General features: G+C 73.8%; 23 protein-coding genes and 1 pseudogene. 11 read left to right on the forward strand and 13 right to left on the reverse strand.

Going from position 1 to position 22,647, the window contains the following annotated elements; genetic code table 11:
• Nucleotides 1-15 precede the first annotated feature (15 nt).
• From ABZZ17_RS24495 to ABZZ17_RS24505, 3 genes and pseudogenes are all read right to left on the reverse strand, one after another.
• A pseudogene (locus ABZZ17_RS24495) lies at nt 16-156 on the reverse strand (alcohol dehydrogenase); the annotation flags it as partial.
• A gap of 290 nt (nt 157-446) precedes the next feature.
• A complete protein-coding gene (locus tag ABZZ17_RS24500; RefSeq protein WP_356878500.1) occupies nt 447-1,244 on the reverse strand; it encodes an alpha-L-glutamate ligase in 798 nt (265 codons plus the stop codon).
• Nucleotides 1,241-2,152 (reverse strand): hypothetical protein, encoded by a 912-nt coding sequence (locus ABZZ17_RS24505; protein ID WP_356878502.1) that lies wholly within the window; start codon nt 2,150-2,152, stop codon nt 1,241-1,243. The genes ABZZ17_RS24500 and ABZZ17_RS24505 overlap by 4 nt, the downstream gene beginning before the upstream one ends.
• A 231-nt stretch (nt 2,153-2,383) precedes the next feature.
• Between ABZZ17_RS24505 and ABZZ17_RS24510 the strand changes: the two genes are divergently transcribed.
• The 7 genes from ABZZ17_RS24510 to ABZZ17_RS24540 all read left to right on the forward strand — a co-directional run bounded on the left by ABZZ17_RS24510 (nt 2,384) and on the right by ABZZ17_RS24540 (nt 8,649).
• Complete coding sequence (locus ABZZ17_RS24510; protein WP_356878504.1) at nt 2,384-3,970, forward strand: ATP-binding protein; 1,587 nt, start codon at nt 2,384-2,386, stop codon at nt 3,968-3,970.
• Nucleotides 3,967-4,368 carry a roadblock/LC7 domain-containing protein gene (locus tag ABZZ17_RS24515; protein ID WP_281210250.1) on the forward strand — a complete coding sequence of 134 codons (402 nt, stop codon included), beginning with the start codon at nt 3,967-3,969 and terminating at the stop codon, nt 4,366-4,368. The genes ABZZ17_RS24510 and ABZZ17_RS24515 overlap by 4 nt, the downstream gene beginning before the upstream one ends.
• Nucleotides 4,365-4,718: a DUF742 domain-containing protein gene (locus tag ABZZ17_RS24520; RefSeq protein WP_356878506.1), complete on the forward strand. Its 354-nt coding sequence runs from the start codon at nt 4,365-4,367 to the stop codon at nt 4,716-4,718. Before ABZZ17_RS24515 ends, ABZZ17_RS24520 begins: the two co-directional genes overlap by 4 nt.
• Nucleotides 4,699-5,334 carry an ATP/GTP-binding protein gene (locus ABZZ17_RS24525; protein ID WP_356878508.1) on the forward strand — a complete coding sequence of 212 codons (636 nt, stop codon included), beginning with the start codon at nt 4,699-4,701 and terminating at the stop codon, nt 5,332-5,334. Before ABZZ17_RS24520 ends, ABZZ17_RS24525 begins: the two co-directional genes overlap by 20 nt.
• Nucleotides 5,331-6,560, forward strand: coding sequence for a cytochrome P450 (locus ABZZ17_RS24530; RefSeq protein ID WP_356878510.1), 1,230 nt, complete (start codon nt 5,331-5,333; stop codon nt 6,558-6,560). The genes ABZZ17_RS24525 and ABZZ17_RS24530 overlap by 4 nt, the downstream gene beginning before the upstream one ends.
• Entirely contained in the window at nt 6,557-7,810 is a 1,254-nt protein-coding gene (locus tag ABZZ17_RS24535) for a cytochrome P450 (protein ID WP_356878512.1), read from the forward strand. The genes ABZZ17_RS24530 and ABZZ17_RS24535 overlap by 4 nt, the downstream gene beginning before the upstream one ends.
• A 107-nt stretch (nt 7,811-7,917) precedes the next feature.
• Entirely contained in the window at nt 7,918-8,649 is a 732-nt protein-coding gene (locus ABZZ17_RS24540; protein WP_356878514.1) for a hypothetical protein, read from the forward strand.
• A 422-nt stretch (nt 8,650-9,071) separates the two neighbouring features.
• On the opposite strand, the gene ABZZ17_RS24545 is transcribed toward ABZZ17_RS24540, so the two are convergent.
• The 3 genes from ABZZ17_RS24545 to ABZZ17_RS24555 all read right to left on the reverse strand — a co-directional run bounded on the left by ABZZ17_RS24545 (nt 9,072) and on the right by ABZZ17_RS24555 (nt 11,478).
• On the reverse strand, nt 9,072-9,794 hold the full coding sequence (locus ABZZ17_RS24545) for a zf-HC2 domain-containing protein (RefSeq protein WP_356878516.1): 723 nt from the start codon (nt 9,792-9,794) through the stop codon (nt 9,072-9,074).
• Entirely contained in the window at nt 9,791-10,393 is a 603-nt protein-coding gene (locus ABZZ17_RS24550) for a sigma-70 family RNA polymerase sigma factor (protein ID WP_356878518.1), read from the reverse strand. Before ABZZ17_RS24550 ends, ABZZ17_RS24545 begins: the two co-directional genes overlap by 4 nt.
• Before the next feature lie 101 nt (nt 10,394-10,494).
• Nucleotides 10,495-11,478 (reverse strand): DUF1996 domain-containing protein, encoded by a 984-nt coding sequence (locus tag ABZZ17_RS24555; RefSeq protein ID WP_356878520.1) that lies wholly within the window; start codon nt 11,476-11,478, stop codon nt 10,495-10,497.
• Between the two features lie 187 nt (nt 11,479-11,665).
• On the opposite strand from ABZZ17_RS24555, the gene ABZZ17_RS24560 reads away from it, so the two are divergent.
• From ABZZ17_RS24560 to ABZZ17_RS24575, 4 genes are all read left to right on the forward strand, one after another.
• Entirely contained in the window at nt 11,666-12,136 is a 471-nt protein-coding gene (locus ABZZ17_RS24560; RefSeq protein ID WP_356878522.1) for a hypothetical protein, read from the forward strand.
• A 248-nt stretch (nt 12,137-12,384) separates the two neighbouring features.
• Complete coding sequence (locus ABZZ17_RS24565) at nt 12,385-13,119, forward strand: DUF1838 family protein (RefSeq protein WP_356878524.1); 735 nt, start codon at nt 12,385-12,387, stop codon at nt 13,117-13,119.
• A gap of 421 nt (nt 13,120-13,540) precedes the next feature.
• Nucleotides 13,541-15,319: a S8 family serine peptidase gene (locus ABZZ17_RS24570; RefSeq protein WP_356878566.1), complete on the forward strand. Its 1,779-nt coding sequence runs from the start codon at nt 13,541-13,543 to the stop codon at nt 15,317-15,319.
• 246 nt (nt 15,320-15,565) lie between these two features.
• Nucleotides 15,566-18,325, forward strand: coding sequence for a LuxR family transcriptional regulator (locus ABZZ17_RS24575; protein ID WP_356878526.1), 2,760 nt, complete (start codon nt 15,566-15,568; stop codon nt 18,323-18,325).
• Nucleotides 18,326-18,361: 36 nt separating this feature from the next.
• On the opposite strand, the gene ABZZ17_RS24580 is transcribed toward ABZZ17_RS24575, so the two are convergent.
• The 7 genes from ABZZ17_RS24580 to ABZZ17_RS24610 all read right to left on the reverse strand — a co-directional run bounded on the left by ABZZ17_RS24580 (nt 18,362) and on the right by ABZZ17_RS24610 (nt 22,600).
• Entirely contained in the window at nt 18,362-19,234 is an 873-nt protein-coding gene (locus ABZZ17_RS24580; protein ID WP_356878568.1) for a glycoside hydrolase family 19 protein, read from the reverse strand.
• 285 nt (nt 19,235-19,519) lie between these two features.
• Nucleotides 19,520-19,933 (reverse strand): rodlin, encoded by a 414-nt coding sequence (locus tag ABZZ17_RS24585; RefSeq protein ID WP_356878528.1) that lies wholly within the window; start codon nt 19,931-19,933, stop codon nt 19,520-19,522.
• A gap of 111 nt (nt 19,934-20,044) precedes the next feature.
• Complete coding sequence (locus ABZZ17_RS24590; RefSeq protein WP_356878530.1) at nt 20,045-20,281, reverse strand: DUF5302 domain-containing protein; 237 nt, start codon at nt 20,279-20,281, stop codon at nt 20,045-20,047.
• A 152-nt stretch (nt 20,282-20,433) separates the two neighbouring features.
• Nucleotides 20,434-20,658 carry a hypothetical protein gene (locus ABZZ17_RS24595; RefSeq protein WP_356878570.1) on the reverse strand — a complete coding sequence of 75 codons (225 nt, stop codon included), beginning with the start codon at nt 20,656-20,658 and terminating at the stop codon, nt 20,434-20,436.
• Between the two features lie 50 nt (nt 20,659-20,708).
• Nucleotides 20,709-21,467: a DUF1524 domain-containing protein gene (locus ABZZ17_RS24600; RefSeq protein WP_356878532.1), complete on the reverse strand. Its 759-nt coding sequence runs from the start codon at nt 21,465-21,467 to the stop codon at nt 20,709-20,711.
• Between the two features lie 43 nt (nt 21,468-21,510).
• Nucleotides 21,511-21,915, reverse strand: coding sequence for a hypothetical protein (locus ABZZ17_RS24605; RefSeq protein ID WP_356878534.1), 405 nt, complete (start codon nt 21,913-21,915; stop codon nt 21,511-21,513).
• Nucleotides 21,916-22,258: 343 nt separating this feature from the next.
• Nucleotides 22,259-22,600: a DUF5713 family protein gene (locus ABZZ17_RS24610; protein WP_356878536.1), complete on the reverse strand. Its 342-nt coding sequence runs from the start codon at nt 22,598-22,600 to the stop codon at nt 22,259-22,261.
• Between the last annotated feature and the right edge of the window lie 47 nt (nt 22,601-22,647).

Consider the following 22,647-nt stretch of genomic DNA (forward strand, 5'->3'; position numbering starts at 1 on the left):
CCGCCCCCGGATCCGGCCCCGGCCGCCGTGCCAGGCGCTGCGGTACAGCCCGGCCGCCTCGACGCGCACCACGACCCCGCCCGTGGCCGGGACCGGATCGGGCACCTCCCGTACCTCGGTCCGCTCCCCTTACCGTTCGGACGCCACCGCGCGCACGGCACCGTCCTCCGGTCGACTGCCGGGCACGCTGCCGGCCTTGCCGCGGCCGGGGCCCGGTGAGAGGCTTCGAGGACCGCGGCCCGCCGTCGGCCGCGGAATCGGTGATCACCCGGGGGGAACCGTGAACCGCAAGCGCAAGGCCACCGTCGCCGTCGTCCTCTTCGCCGTGTGCGCCGTACTGGGCTTCGGCTCGCAGGCCGTCGCCGCAGCCGGGGACAAGAAGGTCGAAGTCATCAAGTAGGCCGAGGTCATCCAGTGGGCCGAGGCCGTGCAGGGGGCTGAGGCCGTCAAGCAGGCGGCGCGGCGCGCAGCACGAGGTCCGCGAGGGCGCGCGGCGCGCCCGCCTGGCCCCGGATGCCGGGGAAGGCGTTGACGTCCACGATCAGGGGTGCGCCGCCCCCGGTGTCGATGACGTCCACGCCGTAGACCTCCAGCCCGAAGACCTCGCCGACCCGCAGCGCCGACTCCTCCCACGCGGCGGGGAGCCGTCGCACGGCCGCGGCCGGTTCGCCGGCCGCGGTGGCCAGCTCGGAACGCCGCAGGCCCGCGAAGACCCGGCCCCCGACGACCCACAGTTTGTGGTCCCAGCCGGAGTTGGGGGCGAAGTCCTGGACCACGACCGGTTCCCGGCCCCACACGGCCGTCAGCTCCCGCAGGTCCTGAGCGCCGTCGACCCGGGCGACCAGGTCGTTCTTGCGGCTGTGCCGGCTCTTGACCACCAGGGGCCCCTCCGGCCGCCGCTGCGCCGCGGCCGCCAGTTCGCGGAGCGTGGCGTGGGCGCGGGTGCCGGCGAAGGGGAGTCCCGCCCCGAGGGCCAGCTCCGCCATGGTGATCCGGTCCTGGCACCGCTCGGTGGCCGCGGCGGAGTTCAGCACCACCGTCCCCCGCTCCTCCAGGGCCCGCGCCAGCTCCAGCGCCGCCGGCGTCCGCGCCTTCAGCAGGCAGACGTCGGGCCGCGCGCCCGGGGCCCCCGTGGCTCCCGCGGCGGGGTCCAGTACCTCCACCGTGTGCTCGGCGGAGAGCAGTGCGGCGGTGGCCGCGAGCAGCGGATGCCCCGGGTCCGGGGTGATCAGGCCGATCCTCACGCGCCGTCACCCGCCCGGGCCGCCACCTGGGCGGGGATCGTCACCGGCAGGGTGGAGTACGCCGTCACGGGCAGGCGGGGCACCGACTGCCGCGTGCCACCGGTGCGGGCCAGGCCGAGGACGGCCCGCGCCACCCGGGCCGCGGCGTCGGGGACCTGACGGAAGCTCGGGAAGTCGTTCACGTCGACCACCACCGGCCCGTCGGGACCCAGCAGCACGTCCACCCCGTACAGGTCCAGCCCGTACACGGCTCCCACCCTGGCGGCGATCTCCGCCACCTCGGCGGGCAGCGGCACCCGGCGCTCGCGCACGGCGGGGTCGGGGTGCAGGGGCGAGCAGCGCTCGGTGGCGAACAGCTCCCCGTCGACGCAGTACACCTTGATGTCGGTGCCGGGATTGGGCACGTACGGCTGGGCGATCAGCATGCCCTCGCCCGCGAGTCCGGGGAGCAGCCCGGCGAGCCGGTCCGGGGAGGGCACCAGGTGCACGGCGCGGCCGGAACTGCCGTCGGCGGGCTTGACGACGAGGGGGTACTCCGCCTCCGGTATCTGCGCCAGCAGTTCGGGCCGGGCGACCGCGTAGGTCGCCGGCATCGGCAGGCCGTGGGCGCTGCCGACGGCGGCGGCGAGGGCCTTGTCCCGTACGCCGCGGATCGACCGGGCGTCGTTGACCGTGGTCGCGCCGGTGGCCGCCGCGGCCTCCAGGAGGGTGAGACCCGGGCCTCCGGACACGGTCTTGAGGACCCACGCGTCGTGGGCGCCGGACCGTACGACCTCGGCCATGCGCAGCAGCGAGCCGCCCGGCCGTACGACGTCGACCTGGTGCCCCCAGGCGGTCAGTTGCCGGATCACCTCGTTCGGCATGCCGTCGTGGCGGTAGTGCTCCTCCACCAGGAAGCAGAGCCTCATGGACCTTCCCCATATCCCCGGACGTCCGCCGCCGATCCCGTCCGGCGAGTTGTGACGTCACAGGATGCCATGCCATAGCCCCGAAACCGCTCCAGACCTGTCCTTAGTGGGCGTTACTCAACGTGACATTGGCCAAGACCTTTCCTAAACGATCAGCAATCCTCTTATAGTTGTGCCTCGTTGCCACAGGAACCCTCTCTTCCATTTACGCCCGGTTTGAGGCTTTGATTGATGACGGCGTCGCCTTCCCCCCTTCGCCCTTCCGCGCTCGCCCTGCTGATCACAGCGGTGGCCACCGGCGCGCTCTCCATGGCGGCGGTGGCCGCGGCCCCGTCGTCCGTCCGCGAACCCCTCGCCTGGTTCTCCGCGTCCGGCTCCCTGGTGCTCGCGGTCGCCGCCTGCGCCCTCACCTGGACGGCGCGCAGCGCCCGGCTGCTGCGCGTCCGGCTCTCCCTCCTCACCCGTGAACTCGCCGACCGCGACGCGCACCTCGCCCGGCTCACCGCCGAGGCGACCCGCGAGACGGCCGCCCGCACCGCCGAGCGCGGCCGCCTGGTGGCCGAACACGCCGCCGAACTGGAGCGGCTGACCTCGGAACGGACCGCGGAACGCGAGCACCTGACGGCCTCCCACGCCGCCGAGCTCGACCGGATGACCGCCGCCCAGCTGGCCTCCCGCGAACGCCTCGGCGAGGAACTGCGCCGCGCCGAGTCCGGCCGCGCCGCCGCCATGGCCGCCGCGGCCAACGCCGCCGGCCGCATGCAGGCGCTCGCCACCGGCATGCTCGCCGACCTGCGGGACATGGAGCACCGGCACGCCGACGAGGACGTCCTCGGCGACCTGCTCCACCTCGACCACCGCACGGCCCAGGCGGGCCGGCTCGCCGACTCCATCGCCGTCCTCACCGGAGCCCGCTCGGGCCGCCGCTGGGCGAGGCCGATCGTCATGGAGTCGATCCTGCGCGGAGCCATGGGCCGCATCGGCGGCTACCAGCGGGTGCGACTGCACTCCACCAGCGAGGCCGCCGTCGCCGGGCACGCCGCCGAGGGCGTCATGCACGCCCTCGCCGAACTCCTCGACAACGCCGCGAACTTCTCCCCGCCGAACGCCGAGGTCCACGTCTACGTGGAAGAGGTGCCCGCCGGGATCATCATCACCGTCGAGGACAGCGGACTCGTCATGAGCGAGGTCCAGCTGCGCCGCGCCGAGCAGGCCGTGAGCGCCGAGTCGCTGGACCTCGCCGGGCTCTCCGGCACCCGGCTCGGCCTCGCCGTCGTCGGCCGCCTCGCGCGCAAGCACGGCCTGACGGTCTCCTTCCGCCCCTCCGCGCGCGGCGGTACCGGCGCCCTGATGATGCTGCCGCAGGACCTGATCAGCCGCACCGCCGCCGAAGCCGTGCCCGCCCCGGCACTCGTGGCCGCTCCCGAGCCCGTGGCCGCTCCCGCGCCCGCCGCCCCGGAGACCGAGCCCGCCCACGGCCCCGCCGAGCCCGCGGGCCCCGCGCCCGTGCGCGAGCGCGGCCCCCGGCCCGAGGCCGCCGACGGCTCCGCTCCCGGCGCCGGCACAGAGGATTCCGAATCCACCGGCCGGAACCCGGTGATCGGCGAGAGCGGACTGCCCCAGCGGAGGCGCGGCAAGACCCTGGCCGCCGCCCACCCCGAGGGACCCGACGCCGCGGGAGCGACGGCCCGCACCCCGGCCGCCCCCGGCGGCGCCTCCCAGTCCGCAGCCCGCTTCGGCAGCTTCCGCCAGGCCGTGCGCGGCACTTCGGCGCAGCAGCCCTCGAACCCCCCGCACCCGGAAGGCAACACGCGATGACCGGCACCACCACCGACGAGACGCTCAGCTGGCTCCTGGAAGGACTCCTGGAGCGCACCCCCGGCGCCCGGCACGCCCTCGTGCTGTCCCGCGACGGCCTCAAGCTGTGCCGCACCCCCGAGCTCTCCGTCGACCAGGCCGACCAGCTCGCCGCCATCGCCGCCGGCATCCAGAGCCTGTCCCACGGCGCGTCCATCGAGTTCGGCGACGGCACCGGCGGAGTCCGCTCCGCGATGGCCGAGTTCTACGGCGGCATCCTCTTCATCGTCGAGGCCGGCGAGGGCGCGCACCTCGCGCTGGTCGCCGACGAGGAGGCCGACGCCGGCTTCGTCGGCCACAACATGTCCGAACTGGTCGAGCAGCTGAGCGAGCATCTGATCGCCAGGCCCCGGGGTTGAGCCGCGGCAGGCCGGGCCGGGACGACTCCCCGGACCGGCTCTACACCCTCACCGGCGGCCGCAGCCGTTCCGGCTCGGACGCCTTCGACCTCGTGACCCTGATCGTCACGGAATGCGATCCCGTACCGGGCATGCAGTCCGAGCACGCGGCGATCCTGCGGATGTGCCGGTACCCGACGGCCGTCGTGGAGATCGCCGCCGAGCTCGGCCTGCCCGTGTCCATCGTCCGGATCCTCCTCGCCGACCTCCTCGGGACCGGGCGCATCAGCGCCCGGCACCCGCGTTCGACGTACCTCCTTCCCGACCCCGACATCCTGGAGCAGGTGCTCGTTGGACTCCGCAACCTCTGACCGGGGCACGACCCGGCAGGCCCTCAGCAGCACCGCCGACAACGGCCTGAAGATCGTCATCGTGGGCGGTTTCGGGGTCGGCAAGACCACCATGGTCCGCTCGGTCAGCGAGATCCGCCCGCTGAACACCGAGGAGACGATGACCAAGGCCGGCGAGGCAGTCGACGACACCGCCGGCATCGGTACGAAGACCGCCACCACCGTGGCCTTCGACTTCGGCCGCATCACCCTCGACGCCCACAACGTGCTCTACCTGTTCGGCGCCCCCGGCCAGGAACGGTTCTGGTTCCTCTGGGACCGGCTGTTCTCCGGCACCCTCGGCGCCGTCGTCCTCGTCGACACCCGCCGGCTCGCGGACTCCTGGTACGCCATCGACCGCCTCGAACACCACGGCACCCCCTTCGTCGTCGCCTGCAACGACTTCGGCGGACCGGCCCACACGCCCGAGCAGATCCGCGAGGCGCTCGACCTGCCCCCCGAGGTGCCGCTGCTGTTCTGCGACGCCCGCTCGCGCGCCTCCAGCAAGCAGGTGCTCATCTCCCTCGTCCAGCACCTCCAGCACCTCCTGCACCACCAGACGGCAGTCCTGAACACGATCCCGGAGCCCACCCCGTGACCACCCCCGAGCCCCAGCCCGTCTACCTCGGCGGCCCCCGCTTCCAGACCGACCCCGTCGAGCTGTACCGGGAGATGCGGCGCGACCACGGCGCCGTCGCCCCGGTCGTCCTCGACGGCGACGTACCGGCCTGGCTGGTCCTCGGCTACCGCGAACTGCACCAGGTCACCAGCGACCCGCAGCTGTTCTCCCGCGACTCCGACCTGTGGAACCAGTGGGACCGCATCCCCGCGGACTGGCCGCTCCTCCCGATGATCGGCCGCAAGCAGCCGTCCATCCTCTACACCGTCGGCGAACGCCACCGCGAACGCGCCGCCGTCATCTCCGACGCCCTGGAAGCCGTCGACCCCTTCGAACTCAAGGGCCACGCCGAACGCTTCGCCGACGAACTCATCGACCGGCTGTGCGGCAAGGGCGCCTGCGACATCGTCGGCGAGTACGCCATGCTCCTCCCGCTGCGCGTCCTCGCCCGCCTCTACGGCTTCTCCGACGACCAGGGCCCCGGCCTCGTCACCGCCATGAACGACATGATCAACGGCCGCGAGGGCGCCCTGGACGGCCAGCGCCACCTCGGCGAGTCCATGTACGCGCTGCTCACCGCCAAGCAGGCCGCGCCGGGCCCCGACGTCGCCTCCCGCATGCTCTCCAACACGGCCGGCTTCACCCTCGACGAGGTCGCCCAGGACCTGATGGTGATGATGGCCGCAGGCCACCAGCCCACCGCCGACTGGATCGGCAACACCCTGCGCCTGATGCTCACCGACGACCGGTTCGCCGCCTCCCTCGCGGGCGGCCGGCACAGCGTCGGCGAGGCCATGAACGAAGTCCTCTGGGAGGACACCCCCACCCAGAACGTCGCCGGACGCTGGACCACCCGCGACACCAAGCTCGGCGGACAGCGCATCGGCCGCGGCGACCTGGTCCTCCTGGGCCTGGCCGCCGCCAACGGGGACCCGCACGTACGCACCGACGCGGGCGCCCTCACCGGCGGGAACAACGCCTTCTTCTCCTTCGGTCACGGTGAACACCGCTGCCCCTTCCCCGCGCAGGAGGTCGCCGAGGTCATCGCACGGACCGGCATCGAGGTCCTCCTCGACCGGCTCCCCGACGTCGACCTCGCCGGACCCGCCGCCGCACTCACCCGGCGGCCCTCGCCCTGGCTGCGCGGCCTCACCGAACTCCCCGTGACCTTCACCCCGACCCCCGCCCTAGGAGCCACCCGATGACGTGCCCGATCGACCACGCCGGCCCCGCCCCCCTCGTCCTGGACCCCTTCGTCACCGACCTCGACGCCGAGAGCGCCGCGCTGCGCGCCGCCGGCCCGCTGGTCCGCGTCGTCCTGCCCGGCGGTGTCGGCGTGTACGCCGTCACCCGCCACGCCGAGGCGAGAAGACTCCTCACCGACTCCAGAGTGGTCAAGGACATCAACGTCTGGGGAGCCTGGCAGCGCGGCGAAATACCCGCCGACTGGCCGCTGATCGGCCTCGCCAACCCCGGCCGCTCCATGCTCACCGTCGACGGCGACGAACACCGCCGCCTGCGCACGCTCGTCGCCCAGGCCCTGACCGTGCGCCGGGTGGAGAAGCTGCGCGCCGGCATCGAGGAGCTGACCACGCGGATGCTCGACGCGCTGGCCGCGCTCCCGGCCGGCGAACGCGTCGACCTGAAGGCCGGCTTCGCGTACCCGCTGCCGATGAACGTCATCAGCGAGCTCATGGGCGTGGACGCCACCGAACACCCGCGGCTGAAGGCCCTCTTCGAGAAGTTCTTCTCCACCCAGACCCTGCCCGAGGAGGTTCCGCAGATGATGGCGGACCTCGGCGCGCTGTTCTCGCGGATCGTGGAGTCCAAGCGGGAGAACCCGGGCGACGACCTCACCAGCGCCCTCATCGCGGCCTCCGAGGACGGCGACCACCTCAGCACCGAGGAGATCACCAACACCCTCCAGCTGATGGTCGCCGCCGGACACGAGACCACGATCAGCCTGATCGTCAACGCCGTGGTCGCCCTGGAGACCCACCCCGAGCAGCGCGCCCTCGTCCTCAAGGGCGAGGTCCCGTGGGAGGACGTCATCGAGGAGACCCTGCGCTGGTCCACCCCCACCTCGCACGTCCTGATCCGCTTCGCCGCCGAGGACATCGAGGTCGGCGACCGGATCCTGCCGCGCGGCGAGGGGCTGATCGTCTCCTTCGGCGCCATCGGCCGCGACGAGGAGCAGTACGGCGAGTCGGCGGGGGAGTTCGACGTCACCCGCACCCCCAACCGGCACATCTCCTTCGGCCACGGCCCGCACGTCTGCCCCGGCGCGGCCCTGTCCCGGCTGGAGGCCCTGGTGGCCCTCCCGGCGCTCTACGCCCGCTTCCCGGACCTGAGCCTCGCCGTGGCCCGCGACGAGCTGCGCAACAAGCCGATCCTGACGCAGAACGACCTCTTCGACCTCCCGGTCCACCTGACCGCGCCCGCGCGCGGGCTCTGACGTACCGGCACCCCGGCCCGCCGGACCGGCACCGGACCCGGCGGGCCGGGGTGCCCGCGGAAAATATCGGATGGTCTTCCCGCGGACGGACTTGTTAGGTTGACGGCGTGCCGAAGCTGAATCAGATCATCGCAGTCGAAAAGGGCGTCAAGTCCAAGTCCCTCCAAGAGCTCACCCAGGCTCACCACGACGTGCAGAAGCCCGCCCTGCTGGCCGGCATCTCGCGTACGTACCAGCCCAAGGACGAGGAGGGCGAGCAGCTGCCGCCCGAATCCACCCGGGTGCAGGTCAAGGCGGAGGACGTGCTCCGGTCGACGGCGGCCACCCTGACGCGGCTCTTCGACGTCACGGCCACCAAGGACTGGGCGAACCGCTCCGCGTCCGCCGACATCGTGGTCGACGGCAACGTGCTGCTGCCCCAGGTGCCGGTCCCCTACCTGCTCTTCCTGGAGAAGCAGCTGACCGACCTGCACACCTTCGTACGGAAGCTGCCGGTCCTCGACGCCTCGGAATCCTGGAACCTGGACCCCTCCACGGACTCCTGGAAGACGGAGGCCGTCCGCACGATCCGCACCAAGAAGGTCCCGCGCAACCACGTCAAGGCCGAGGCCACCGAGAAGCACCCGGCGCAGGTCGAGGTCTACTACGAGGACGTCGCCGTCGGCTACTGGACCACCGTGAAGTTCTCCGGTGCCCTGCCGGCCCGCCGGGTCAACGAGCTCCTCGACCGGGTGGAGCGGCTCCAGCAGGCCGTCAAGTTCGCCCGCGAGGAGGCCAACAGCGCCGAGGTCACCGACCAGCGGGTCGGGGACGCGGTGTTCGGCTACCTGTTCAGGTAGCCCCGAGAACGCCCCCTGTGTCGCAGGGGGTGCGCGAGAGCGCAAGCTGAAACTGATGTTGAAGCTGAATCAGGGGTGTCAGTCGGGGGTTCGAATCCCTCCCCCGGTACCACGTGCCGGGGTGGCCCAGTCGGCAGAGGCGGCCCCTTGAACCTCAAGTTATCGCTCCAGTCTCAGTATTCGCCGCCGAACACCGGATCGACCGGGCCGGGACGATCACCGACGGATGGGGGTTCAAGTCCCTCCTGCGCCTCTTCCGTGGCGCGGTAGTTCAAAGGCAGAACACGTCGGCCTCAACATGATCCCTGGCTCTTAAACGCAGCCGGTGTGCGCAATTGGGTGGCAAACAGGAGCCCGGGAGCTGGACATGCTCCCGGGCTCCGTCACGTCCCCGGCCCGCGGGCCGGGGCGCGCCCCTTCCGCTACACGGGCACGGACACGAAGGTCCGCCCCGCCTCGTTCTCGACGCGGATCTCCTTGACCTGCGAGGGATCCACCGCCGCCGTGCCGTCCAGCGAGGCGCCCTTGCCCTCGCCGTGCTCGGCCGTGCCCACGACCCAGCCGCCCGCGGTGCTCCGCGTACCGTCCTTCGCGACCACCACCAGCCGGCAGCGCTCGCCCGGCGGAATCCCGGTCACCGCCGCGTGCACGCGCACCCACTTCGGGGCGGGCGTCACCTGTACGGTCATCCGCGCGCCGCTGCTCCGGTCCGTCGCCGAGGCGACCCGGGTGCCCGCCACCGGGGGCGAGGGCGCCGCCGACACCGTCGGGGACGGCAGCGGGACCAGGGCGCTGTCGCTCCCGTCGTCGCCGAGCCGGGTACCGGCCCAGAACACGGCCGCCATCGAGGCGGCCGCGGCCACTCCGACGAAGGCCATCCGGCGCCGCGACGCCGCCGCCCGCTCACCGCGGACCTGCCGCAGCGTCCGCTGGAGCAGCAGGTCGCCGCCCTGCGGGGCGCCGTCGAGGAAGGCCTCCTCGGGCACCTCGCCCAGCACCCTCTCCATCTCGCGCAACGCGGCCACCTCCTCGCGGCACCCCACGCATTCGGTGAGGTGTTCCTCGACCCGCCGCACGTCCTCCTCGTCCAGGACGCCGAGCACGTACGGTCCGAGCAGTTCCTCCTCGTGCCGCTGCCGGTTCATGCCACCACCTCCCGCAGTCCGCCGGGCTGCTGGGGCGGCCGGGCTGATCGTCTGTCCTTGCTGTCGTCCCTGCCGCTGTCCGTGAACACCTCGCGCAGCGCCTTGAGGGCGTAGTGCGCGCGCGACTTCACCGTGCCCGCCGGGATCCCGAGGCGGTCGGCCGCCTCCGCGACGCTGCGCTGGCGGTAGTACAACTCCGTCAGCACGTCCCGGTGTTCCGGCGTGAGCCGGTCGAGTGCGCCGAGCACGGCCATGGAGTCCACCACCGAGTCCGCGTGATCGCCCTCCACCGGGGGAGCCGCCGCTGAACCCGACACCTCCGCCGGCCGCGCGGCCTTGGCCCGGTACCGGTCGGTGATGATGTTGCGGGCCACCGTGAGCAGCCAGCCGCGCACCGAGCCCTTTCCGTTGACCAGGACCTCGGAGTGCCGCCACGCCCGGATGAGCGTCTCCTGGACGACGTCCTCGGCGGCGGCCCGGTCCCCGGTCAGCCGCGTCGCGTACGCGAGCAGGGCGTGGCCGTGCTCCTCGTAGACCGACCTGATCAGTGCTTCGTCGGTCGAGCCCCGCCGAGTGCGGGGCCACAGTGGTCCGGCCATCTCACCCTCTCCGTCCTCCTCGTGTTACGTGGTGCGGTCGGAACACGCCCCGGGCACACGGGCGGTTCACGTGACGTACGTCACTCGGGAGCGGCCGGGGGTCAGGTCCGGCAGCTGCGGCCCTCGTTGAGGCAGCCCACGACCTCGCGCATCCGCGCGTCCGTCATCACGTTGACGAACATGGCGTGGTCCGTCTTCGGGCTGTGCCGCTGCTCGGGGAAGGAGTCGAGCGCGACCGGCGCCCCCTGGGGCACCGCGTAGGAGAGGGAGACGCGCAGCTCCGGTACCGGGAAGGTGCCCTGCGGGCACACGCCGTTCGGGGCGGGGAACCGCAGGTGCGAGCGGTGCCCGGGCACGGAGGTGTCCAGGCCGTTCCAGCAGCTCGGGAAGACCAGGCTGCGGGTGAGGCGGTCGCCGGCCGGGCAGCGCGGATAGTCGGTCGTCCACCGGTCGGGGAAGCCGGAGCAGCCCCAGCGCGCCCGTACGTCGGCGTCCGAGGCCGCCGTGTGCGCGACGGCGTCGCCGGTCATCGCCCGCAGGAACCGCGGCATCGGCACCACCTTGCTCACCGGACTCCCGCGGAACTCCACGGACACGGCCGCCTCGGGCAGGATCTCGCCCGTGTTGCCGTGCCCGGCCGAGCTCTCGTGGGGGCGGCTGCCCGGCCGGTCGAGGCGGCGCAGCACGGGCCAGTAGTAGGTGGAGCGGTCGCCGCCGACGCAGCTCGTGGCGGCCGCGTCCAGTGAGGCGTCGTCGGACAGGGCGTTCGTGGACAGGTTCCCGACGTACGCGTGCGTGTGGTGGGCACCGGCCCGCAGACCGGGCGAGACCACCAGGTTGTCCTCGTTGTAGTGGCCCTCCGCGTTGCGGCCGCAGTCGACCGTCACGGTGCCGGACGAGCCCTCCGGCCCCGCGGCGGGCGGGGGAGCGGCATCGCGCGGCACCTCGCGTATGTCCACGTACGCCCCCGCGACGGAGCCGTGGCGCGGCCCGGCGGCCCGTGAGGCGCCCAGCACGGCGGCCGCCAGCCCGGTACCCAGCACCAGGCACACCAGCAGCGCCAGCAGTCGGTGTTCTTTCCCCATGGCGGTCACGGTTGCCGGTGCTCCGTACGGTCGTCAACGGGGCATCCGCACGACGGGAGCCCGGGGCGATTGTAGGTGTCGTCCGGCGCGCTCCCGAAGGCGCAGCAACCTTTCCCGCCGCCCGCCGGTGCACACCGCGGGAACGACCTCCGCGCACGTGCCCGTGGCACGAGGAAGGAGTCCCCCCGTGCCCGCCGCCAACCCCCTTCCGCACCGCGTGACCAGGGAAACGGCCTGGACCTACGAGGCTCTGACCCGGCAGCTCAACGCCACCGCGCGGGCGGCCGCCCTCAGCACCCCCTACGACCGCACCCCGGTCGCCCCCTGGCTGCGCGGCAGCGTGCCCCGGGACCCCGTCCCCGGCCCGCTCCGCGAACTCCTCTCCCGCCACCTGGGCCGCCCCGCGGACCCCGCCGACATCGGCACGGGGCACGCCGCCCCCACCACCGGCGACCCCGCCCGCCCGGCGACCCCGCCGGCCGGCACCCCCGGCCCCCGCCCCCGCCGCCCGGAGCACGTCCCGCCCCCCCCCCGAGAACCCCACGGCGACACCCGCCCGCAACAGGACCCCCCCGGTGCAAGGGCCGTCGGTGCACGGCTCGTCGGTGCGCGGGCCGCGAGTGCGCCGGCAGGCGGAGCACTACCCCCCGGAGCGTGAGCCCCCGGTGCACCACCCCCCGGAGCACGGCTCCTCGGAGCACGGGCCGAGTGCGCCGGCAGGCGGAGAAGGGGTCCGCCGGGCGCCGGCGCCCGGAGCGCGCCGTCCCGGCGCAGGCGCCCCCGGCGCACGACCCCCGGGCGCCCGCCCCGTACCTCCCCGCCCCCGCGCACGCGGAACCGCGCGGGCCGCCGCCAGGCCGGAAGGCGGCTTGCCGGGCCGACCGGCCGCCGAGCAGAGTTCTCCGTATGACACCGGCTGAACTCCTCCACGACTTCGCCCGCACCCGCGCCTCCCTCGACGGCGCCGAGGTCACCTACTGGTGGACCGGCGACGTCCACTCCTGGTCCCCCGACGAGCCCTACCAGAGGGTCTTCGGCTTCGAAGGCCTCAACGTGGCCCGCCTCGAGGCCGACGAGGAGACCGGCGGCTACCGGATGCTCTCCCGCGAAGCCGCCTTCTACCTGGACCCCACCACTCGAGAGATCCTGGAGACCTGGCAGGAAAAGCCCGTGGTCCACGTCTGGAACGCCCCGGCCAACCTCCGGCTGCGGCCCTTCCCCGTCCCCCGCACCGAACTCGGCGCCCAGGTCTGCTTCAGCATGGAGATCCCCCTCGCCTACCCCTCCCCGCTGCCCGTCGCCGACTACCCGCTGAACTCCGCCTCGGACACCTACAAGGCCCTGGAACTCTTCCAGTTCTTCGCCCCCGCCGAGGCCCTCGCCGGGGACGCGCCGAGCGTCCCCGCCACCATGTCCTGGATGCGGATGTCCCCCTGGCTGCCCTGGATGGAGCAGGCCCAGCGCCCCGGGGGCCTCGCCTTCCACTGCCGCGGCACGAAGCTGGGATCCTACGACGAGGTCCCCGAACGCACCCGCGCGTACATCGCCGCCCGCCACCCGGAGTTCGCCCGCGCCCCGGAGAAGTGGACCGAGCCGAACGAGTCCAGCTGGACCTACTTCCGCCGGCTCAACCCGCGGTAACCCCCGCGCCCGCCCCTCCCGGCCCGCCCCCGCCCCCGTCCGCCCCGGGGGCGGGGGCGGGCCCGCAGGGGTCCGGACAAGGGTTTTCCCCGTATCGGGTTCACCTCCGCGTTGCCTACTGTCTGCCCACCGGCGATCCACCGCCCCCGAACCGCCCCCGCGCCAACCCCACATGGTGTGAAGCGGTACGGACGGGCGCGGACCGCCGGGACCGCCGTTGCCCTGCCCCGCCGTCGCGGCCGGGCAACGCGGCGCGCGGCGGTGGCCGGGGCGGGGACTGACCAGTCCGCCCCGGGCCCCGTGGCCGCCGGTTCACCTCCCACACTGCACCGACCGGCCGCTCCGGCCTGCCCGGAAACGGCCCTCGAAAGGGAACACCGTGCACGCATCCAGACGCAGCAGGCTCATATCCGTGGTGGCCATGTCCGTCACCCTCCTCGCCGGCTCCGCGACCGCCTCCGTGGCCGTGACCGCCGAGAACGACCCGGCCACCTCCCTCCCGGCCGCCGCGGCTCCCGCCGCGCCCGCCGGGGCGCCGGTCGAGAACCTCATCGTCGGATACAAGTCCTCGGCCTCCGAGGCCAGTTCCAACTCCGCGGCCGCCGACGACGCCGCCGCCAAGGGCAAGAAGGCCGGCAAGAAGGCGAAGTTCGACCGCCGCCTCGGCACCGGTGCCGCCCTCGTCAACCTGGGCGGATCGGTCGCCCCCGCCGACGCCGCCGGCGTGATGGACCAGTTCCGCGCCGACCCGGACGTCGCGTACGTCGAGCCGGACACCCGCGCCTACGCGATGGCCGTCACCCCGAACGACACCGAGTACGCCAAGCAGTGGGACCTGTTCGAGCCCACCGCCGGCATGAACGTCCCCGCCGCCTGGGACAAGACCACCGGCTCCGGCGTCACCGTCGCCGTGATCGACACCGGCTACGTCGCCCACTCGGACGTCGCGCCGAACGTCGTCGCCGGCTACGACTTCATCTCCACCTCCTCCGAGGCCCGCGACGGCAACGGCCGTGACGCCAACCCGGCCGACGAGGGCGACTGGAACGCCACCGACGGCGAGTGCGGTGTCGGCTCCAAGGCCAGCACCTCGTCCTGGCACGGCACCCACGTCGCGGGCACCATCGCCGCCGCCACCAACAACTCCAAGGGCGTCGCCGGCATCGCCTACGGTGCGAAGATCCAGCCCGTCCGCGTGCTCGGCAAGTGCGGCGGCGCCACCTCGGACATCGTCGACGCCATCACCTGGGCCTCCGGCGGCACCGTCTCGGGCGTCCCGGCCAACGCCACCCCGGCCAAGGTCATCAACATGAGCCTCGGCGGCTCGGGCACCTGCGGCACCAGCTACCAGAACGCGATCAACGCCGCCGTCGCCCGCGGCACGACCGTCGTCGTCGCCGCCGGCAACAGCAACGCCAACGCTTCCGGCTTCTCGCCGGCCAGCTGCAACAACGTCATCAACGTGGCGTCGACCAACCGGGCCGGCGACCGCTCGTACTACTCCAACTTCGGCACGATCATCGACATCGCCGCCCCGGGCGGTGAGACCCGCCGCGCCACCGACACGCCCGGCACCGTCACCACCCCCGAGAACGCGATCCTCTCCACCCTGAACGCCGGCACCACCACCCCCGGCGCCGAGTCCTACAAGCCCTACCAGGGCACCAGCATGGCCGCCCCGCACATCGCGGGCCTCGCCGCCCTCATGAAGTCGGCGAAGGCCTCCCTGACCCCGGCCCAGATCGAGGCCGCGATCAAGGCCAACGCCCGCCCGCTGGCCGGCACCTGCACCGGCGGCTGCGGCGCCGGTCTCGCGGACGCCACGGCGACGGTGAACGCGGTGACCTCCACGCCCACCACCCCGTCCTTCGAGAACACCGCGGACTTCGCCATCGGCGACAACGCCACGGTCGAGAGCCCGATCACCGTCAGCGGCGTCACGGGCAACGCCCCGGCCGCCCTGAAGGTCGGCGTGAACATCGCCCACACCTACATCGGTGACCTGAAGGTCGACCTGGTCGCCCCCGACGGCTCCGTCTACACGGTCCACAACCGCGCCGGCGGCAGCACCGACAACATCAACCAGACCTACACCGTCAACGCCTCCTCCGAGGCCGCGAACGGCACCTGGAAGCTGCGCGTCAACGACAACGCCGGCGGCGACACCGGCAAGATCGACTCCTGGAGCCTCGGCTTCTGACCCGCCCCGCACCCCGGTCCCCCCGGCCCCGGCGGAGCCCCCCAACTCCGCACTGACGGGCCGAAGGTACGGACCATCCCAGCGCGCGGACCTGCCGGTACCTCCCGTACCGGCAGGTCCGCCGTGCTTTCCTGCCGGCTGACTGAATTCTGCGTCACAATCCGGGTCCGTCCGGCGGCTGACCTCGTATTGTCGCGTCTCACAGGAAAGGCACAGAACTGGGGAGCGAAAGGCTGGTGGCTGTGCGTGGCGGCGACGGGGCACGCTGACGCGAACGTCGGACACAGTGAACTGATCGAGGCGGTCGACCGCGCGCTGACCACGCACGGCCGCGCCGTCCTCACCGGACCGGCCGGAGCGGGAAAGACCGAGGTCGCGCGCGCCGTCGCGGCCGCCGCCGAAAGCCGGCGCGAAACCGTGCTCCGGCTCGCCCCCGAAGCCGCGGACCGGTGGATACCCGAGGCCTCCGCCGCCGCCCTCCTCGCCACCGTGCCCCGCGCCGCCCTGGACCGCCTCGCCGGCCCCCAGCGCACCGCCATCGCCCTGCTCCGCCGGGAGACCGACGCACCCGGAGCGGGCCGCGACCACGTCGCCCTGCGCCTCGCCCTCGTCGAAGTGCTGCGCACCCTGGCCGCCTCCGGACCCGTCCTCCTCATCCTCGACAACGCCCAATGGCTCGACGCGGAAACCACCGATCTGCTCCGTTTCGCCCTGCGCCTCACCCCACCGCGCGTACGGGTCCTCGCCGCCGAGTGCGTCCACGGCGGAACACCCGTCGCCGAACGCCTCTGCGGCCCCGGCACCCCGGCCGTCCGGATCCCCCCGCTCGGCGCCGACGAGGTCGCCGAACTCCTGCTGCGCCACGGCCTCCCGGCCCGCCTCGCCGGCCGCATCCACCAGGCCAGCGGCGGCAACCCGCGGCTCGCCCTCGCCCTCGGGCACTCCCTCGCCGAAGCCGCCGGGACCCGCGACGGCGGCGCCCACCACGCCGACACCCTGCCCGTCTCCGGCCAGGCCCGCGACGTCGCCCGCCGCCTCCTCGCCGAAGCCCCCTTCCGGGCCCGCCGCACCCTGCTCCTCGCCGCCCTCACCGCCCGCCCCACCACCGCCCTGCTGCGCCGCGCCGGCCGCCCCGACGCCGAAGCGGAACTCGCCGAGGCCGAACGCGCCGGGCTGGTCACCGTGGGCGAGGACGGGGCCGTCGCCTTCACCGCGGGCGCCGTCGCGACGGCCCTCGCCGCCGACGCCGGCTGGCCCGAACGCTCCGCCGGACACGCCGCGCTCGCCGACGCCGTCGACGACCCCGTGCAGGCCGTACGCCACCGGGCCCTCGCCGTGGACGCCCCCGACGCCCGGCTCGCCGCCGAGATCACCGCCGCCGCCGACGACTGCCGCCGCCGCGGCCAGCGCGCACTCGCCGCGGAACTCGGGCTGCTCGCCGCCGAACGCACCCCCGCCGCCCTGCCGCGGGAGGAGCTGGCCCGCCTCGTCGGCGCCGCCGAGGACGCCGGCTGGGCCGGCCGCGCCGACCTCGCCCGCCGGGCCACGCGCGCCGTACTCGCCCGCGACGCCTCGCCCGCCCAGCGGGTACGGGCACGGCTCGCCGTGATCGACGCCGCCGGACAGGCGCTGGCCGACCTCGACGAAACCTTCGCCTTCGCCGTGGCCGACGCCGCCGGGGACCCCTCGCTGCGGGCCGCCGTCCAGCTGCGCATCGCCTGGAAGCACAACCTCAGCGACGGGGACCCGGTCCGTTCCCGCGACGCCGCCGCCGAGGCCGGAGCCCTCGCCAAGGCCGGCGGAGACCAGGTCGCCGAGGCCATGGCCCTGACCGTACGGGCCCGGATGGGCCGCATCCTCGGCGACCACGACGCCGAGGACATCCTCGCCGAGGCCCTGGCCCTGCCCGCGCCCGAAGTCCCCCTCGGCATGCGCAACGCGCCCCAGTACCTCGCCGTCCGGCACGCCCTCTTCGACGACCGGCTCGGCGACGCGCACGCCCAGCTCCTCGCCCTGCTGCCCGCCGTCCAGCGCACCGGATCCGCCGAGGACGTCTTCGAGGTGCTGCGCAGCCTCACCGAGGTCGAACTGCGGCGCGGCCGCTGCGCCGCCGCTGCCGCGCACGCCCGCCGGGCCGTCGAGCTGACCATCGAGGCGGGCCTGTCACCCGGCCCCGCCTGGTACGTCGCCGCGACCGCCGAGGCCGCCGGCGGCAGTTTCGCCCGGGCCGCCGGCTATGCCCGCCGGGGCATCCGGGCCTCCGAGGAGGAACAGGACCAGGTCTTCCTGTCCCGGGGCCTGTACGCGCTCGGCACCGTCGAACTCGCCACCGGCGACGCGGCCAAGGCGGCGGCCACCCTGTGCCGGGTCGCCGAGCTGGAAGGGGCCCAGCAGGTGGTGGACCCGTCGGTCCTGCGCTGGCACGGGGAGCTCGCCGAGGCCCTGGTGGCGGCCGACGCCCCCGACCGGGCCGCGGAACTGCTGGACGGGGTCACCCCGGTCGCCCGGTCCCTGGAGCGCACGAGCGTGCTCGCGGCCCTCGACCGGGCCCGGGGGCTGTGCCTGTCCGCGCGCGGGGAGGCCGGACCGGCCGTGGCCCTGCTGGAGGAGACGGCACGCCGCTTCGACGCCCTCGGGCTGCCGCTGGAACACGGCCGGACCCTGCTGGCCCTGGCCCGGGTCGAGCGCAGGCGCCGCCGCCGGGCGCCCGCCCGGTCCGCCCTGCTGGCGGCGGCCGAGGTGTTCGAGCGGGCCGGGGCGAAGCCCTGGCTCGGCCTGGCGCGGGAGACCACGCCGGAGGCCGCCGCCCCGCACCCCGGGGTGGCGGCCCTGACCGAGGCGGAGACCCGGCTGGCCCTGCTGGTCGGTGCGGGGGCCAGCAACCAGGAAGCGGCGGCGAAGCTGTTCCTGAGCGTGAAGACGGTGGAGTCCCGGCTCACCCGGATCTACCAGAAGCTGGACGTGCGCTCCCGCGCGCAGCTGGCCACCGCGCTGCGCGGGCACTGAGCCCGGGCGGCGCGGTGGCACGGCGGCCGGTGCGCGTCAGCAGGTGAGGTTGCCGCCCGGGGTGACGCCGAGCAGCTGGGTGAAGCTCTGGTACTTGTTCACCCGGCTCTGCACCTGGGCGGGGTTGCCGCCGTTGCACTCCAGCGCCCCGTTGATGGAACGGATGGTCTCGCCGAAGCCGGCGCCGTTGACGATGGCCGCGTGGGCGGTCATCGTGCCGGGGCCGTTCTGGGTGTTCCAGTACCAGAGCGCCGTCTTCATGGCGACGGCCGGGTCCTGCTCGACGAGGTACGGGTTGGCGAGGAGGTTGATCCCGAGGGCGTCGCCCGCAGCCTTGTAGTTGAAGTTCCAGCTCAGCTGGATGGGCCCGCGCCCGTAGTACGCGGCCTGCCCGGCGGGACAGCCGTACGGCTGGGTGGCGTCGCAGTAGTGGGGGTAGTTGGCCGTGTTCTGCTCGACGATGTGCACCAGCCCGCCCGTCTCGTGCGAGACGTTCGCGAGGAAGGCGGCGGCCTCGCGCCGCTTGACGGTGTCGTCGCCGGTGTTCGCGAAGCCGGGGTAGGCGGACAGCGCCGCGACCAGGCCGTTGTACGTGTAGAAGGGGTTCCGGTTCGGGAACATCTGGTTGAACTGGGCCTCGCTGACGACGAAGCCGGACGGGTTGCCGGTGCCCGGGTCGGGGTCCTGGCCGCCCCCGCCGCCGCAGGCGCCCTGGTCGGACCAGACGCCCCACTGGCCGGTGGTGCCGGGCGTCTCGCCCTGGGTCCACCACTTCGCCTGCCAGTTGTGGCCGTTGTACGAGGCGGTACCGCCGCCGGTGTAGACGGCCGAGGAGGCCCAGGCGGTGGCGCAGGCGGGGGCCGCCGAAGCGGAGGAGGCGGGCAGGGCGACGGCGAGGCCGAGGGTCACGGCGGCGGCCGCGGCGAGGGAGAGGGCGCGGCGGCGGACGGCACGTATCACGTAACTGCTCCTGGGGTGGGGGGAATTGTCGCGAGGGGTGTGGGGAACGACAACTACCGCCACTGAACCGAAGTGGTCTGGACCTGTCAAGGTCTAGACCAAATATTGTCCGTGGGTGCCAAAGAGGGGTCGCGGGTCCGGGGGACGGGCACCGGGCCCGGCGCGGGCCGTGCCCGCAAACGCCGAACCGGCGTGACGACCTGGGTCGTCACGCCGGTCCGGATGCCGACCGGATCAGCTGCCGGCCGAGAGGTTGCCCGAGAGGACCGGGATGTTGCTGAGGATGTGCGACAGCGGCTCGTCACCCTTGGCCTGGGTGGAGTTCTCGGCGCACTGCTGGTTCTGCGGGTTGGACAGGACGTTGACGTCCTGGACGCCGACGTTGGCGAGGATCGCGACCAGCGACTGGGCGTTGACCTTCGCCGGCAGGCCGACGCAGAGCTTGTTCAGCGAACCCTGGATCGCGCTGAGCTGCGGGCTCTGCGCACCGTGGGTCGACTGGTTGCCGTAGATCTGCGAAGCGCTGTTGCCGTTGACGGTGTTCACGCCGTTGTCGTTGCCGATCGCCATCGCCGGGGAGGCCATGACGGCACCCGTGCCGATGACGGAGGCGGTGACCGCGGCGCTGGTCATGAACTTCTTGAGCATCGTGAAGATCCTTCTGTCGCATGAGCTGTCCCCGGCGGGACGTCCTGATCAACTGCGTCCGGCGCCGGTGGTTATCGCCCATCACCCATGCGGCCCAACGATTCGCTCGGGTCAGCCCGTCTTGCGGCGGACCTTCTTGTTCTTTCCGCCCGCCCCGCTGCTGGAACCCTGCACCTTCGCCCGGCTCTGATGGGACTGCTGGGACTGGGCGTTGGAGGCGTTGCGCGCCAGGGCCTCGCGGAACTTGCGCTTGGCCTCCTCCGCCGGGGTCTCGTCCTGCGGGGCGTCGGCCTGCGGTGCGTCGTTCTGTGCCGCGTCGGCCTGCGGGGTGGCGTTCTCGTCTGACATGGCTGCCTCCTGGGGTGATCAAGTCGCCCCAGTCTGTCAGCCGGGCCGCCCGCAGGCCATCGCGTTGCCCCGCGGCCCGTCCCGGCGCCCGGCCGGGCGGTCCGCCGTACCCGCTGATCAGGCCGCCGGTCCCGTCCCGGGGCCTCCTCCGGTCAGGCCCCCGGGTGCGGAGCCCCGGCCCCGTGGCCGGCCCGTACGGCGGCCAGCGCCGCGGTGTGCAGCGCGTACGGATCTGCGTCGGCGACGACCGGGCTCCCGGTCAGCGTGTACCACTCGTCCGCGTCCGTGTACTGGATCGCGAACCGGACCTCGCCGTCCGCCCCGCCCGTGGTGCGCAGGGTGAGCGGACCGGTGATCACGCCGACCTCGTCGGTCATCGCACCGCCCGGTCCGGCGAGGACCTGGTCCTGCCAGCTCCGCTCGGCCGTCACGACGCGCAGGTGTCGATCATGGTGGTGAGGGTGGTCCTCTCGGCCTCGGTGACCGTCAGCCCGTAGTGGGACTTGACGGTGGTCCAGGCCCGCCCGTACTGGCACCAGCTCGACCGGTCCGTCGGCTGCCACAGATCGGGGCTCTGGTCGCCCTTGGAACGGTTGGACGACGCCGAGACGGCCAGCAGCTGCGGACGGGTCAGGTCGTTCGCGAAGGCCTTGCGCTTCGCCGCGTCCCAGCCGGACGCGCCCGAACGCCAGCCCTCGGCCAGCGGCACCATGTGGTCGATGTCCAGCTTCGCGGCCTCGGTGATGGCCGCCCCGTCGTACAGGCTCTTCCAGCTGCCGGACACGGCCCGGCACTCGGAGTCCTGCGTGACGTCCGCTCCGTCCCGCTTCAGTACGGTTTCGCGGGTGTCGCACTTGTTGCCCTGCTCGGCCCAGTGGGTGAACCTGTCGCGGCTGTACCCGGCCATCGTGCCGGGTTTGGCGACCGTCAGCGCGGCCAGCTGCGTCCGGGCCACGGCCGCGCTGACCATGCCGGGCAGTACGTCCCCGGCGGCCGGTTTGGCGTCTTCGCCCGAAGGCGAAGGGGCGGGTGACGTGCTCGGGCCGGTACTCGCGCCCGGGGTCGCCGTCACGGCCGGCCGGTCGCCGCCCTTCGCGTCCCCGGGATCCTGCTTGCCGCATCCGGTGATACCGAGCAGCAGTACCGCCGCCACCGCCGCACCGCGCACGCCTGTCTGACGAACCATGAAACCCCGCCCCGGTAGGACTCCGCACACCGTCCGCTGAAGACTACCCATAACCGGACATCCAACCCCGCAGCGGGGCGGGGGAGTCGTGGCCGGTTCCCACGCCGTGCCGCAAGTCGCCGGACGGACCGACCTGTTCGGCCGGCCCGGGAACCGCCGCCCGCCGGGCCGCCGTCCGCGCCGCCGCGTGCAGGGCTCGCCGGCCGGTCCATGCCCCGGCCACCAGGACCACCGCCAGGGCCGCCGGCCCGTCACGCCCCACCGCGTCCCAGACGGCCGGTACCAGGACCGCCGACGCGGCCGCGCAGAGCACCACCGCCAGCGGCCGGGCCCCGCGGGGCGGCGGACCGCACCCGCCCCGCCCCGCGGACTCGGCGAGCCCCACCGGGCCGGCGGACGACGCCCCCACCCCCGCCACCGCACCGCTGTCCCGGCCGTTCCGCGTCATCGCATCCCCCTGTCCCCGGGACCGTCACCCCGATCGGGTCCCTCCGCGCACGAGTGTGGGCGGCGCACCCGGCGGAAAGTGAGGAATCGCCACAGAGGCCGCGGCGCACCGGGTGCGAACCGGCCACCCCCGGCCCCCGCGCTCCGGCGCACCCGACCCCCTCCCCACCTGGGCCGGTACCGAAGGAAACGGCTTCGGCCGCCGCCCGGACCGCCCCTCGGAGTCGGCCGGAATCCCCGGCGCGCGCCGCTCCCACCGCGCGCCGGAGCCGCCGGTCCGCGCGACTCGCAGGGCGACACACCCGGGCGGGGCGTGAGCGTGCGCCCACCTTCCGGGCCGGCGTTCACCATTCCCGGGTGGCGATGAGCTCCTCCACGTCCGCGTCCGGGAACCCGTAGGAGGAGGCGACGAACCAGAAGTCCTCGGCGATCTCCTCCCGAGCGACCGTCTCGATGTCGCTCCCGGCCGCCTCGAACTCCGCCTCCAGCAGGTTGAACTCCTCCGTGGCGGCCCGGGTGAGGGCGTACAGGGCCGGCAGGTCCGACGGCCGCTCGGCCTCGATCCGCTCGCACAGCCGCAGCAGGACCGCCCGCCCCATGCCGACCACGTGGTCGGGGTAGTAGTCGTCCGCGAACAACTGCTTCAGGAACGCGTGCCCCGCCACCTGCTGGTTCGTGATCGCCACGGTGCTTCCCCCTCGTCTCCGGCAACCGACGCGCCGATCATGCACGA

The sequence above is a fragment of the Streptomyces sp. NPDC006512 genome (assembly GCF_040611935.1).
Taxonomy (GTDB): Bacteria; Actinomycetota; Actinomycetes; order Streptomycetales; family Streptomycetaceae; genus Streptomyces.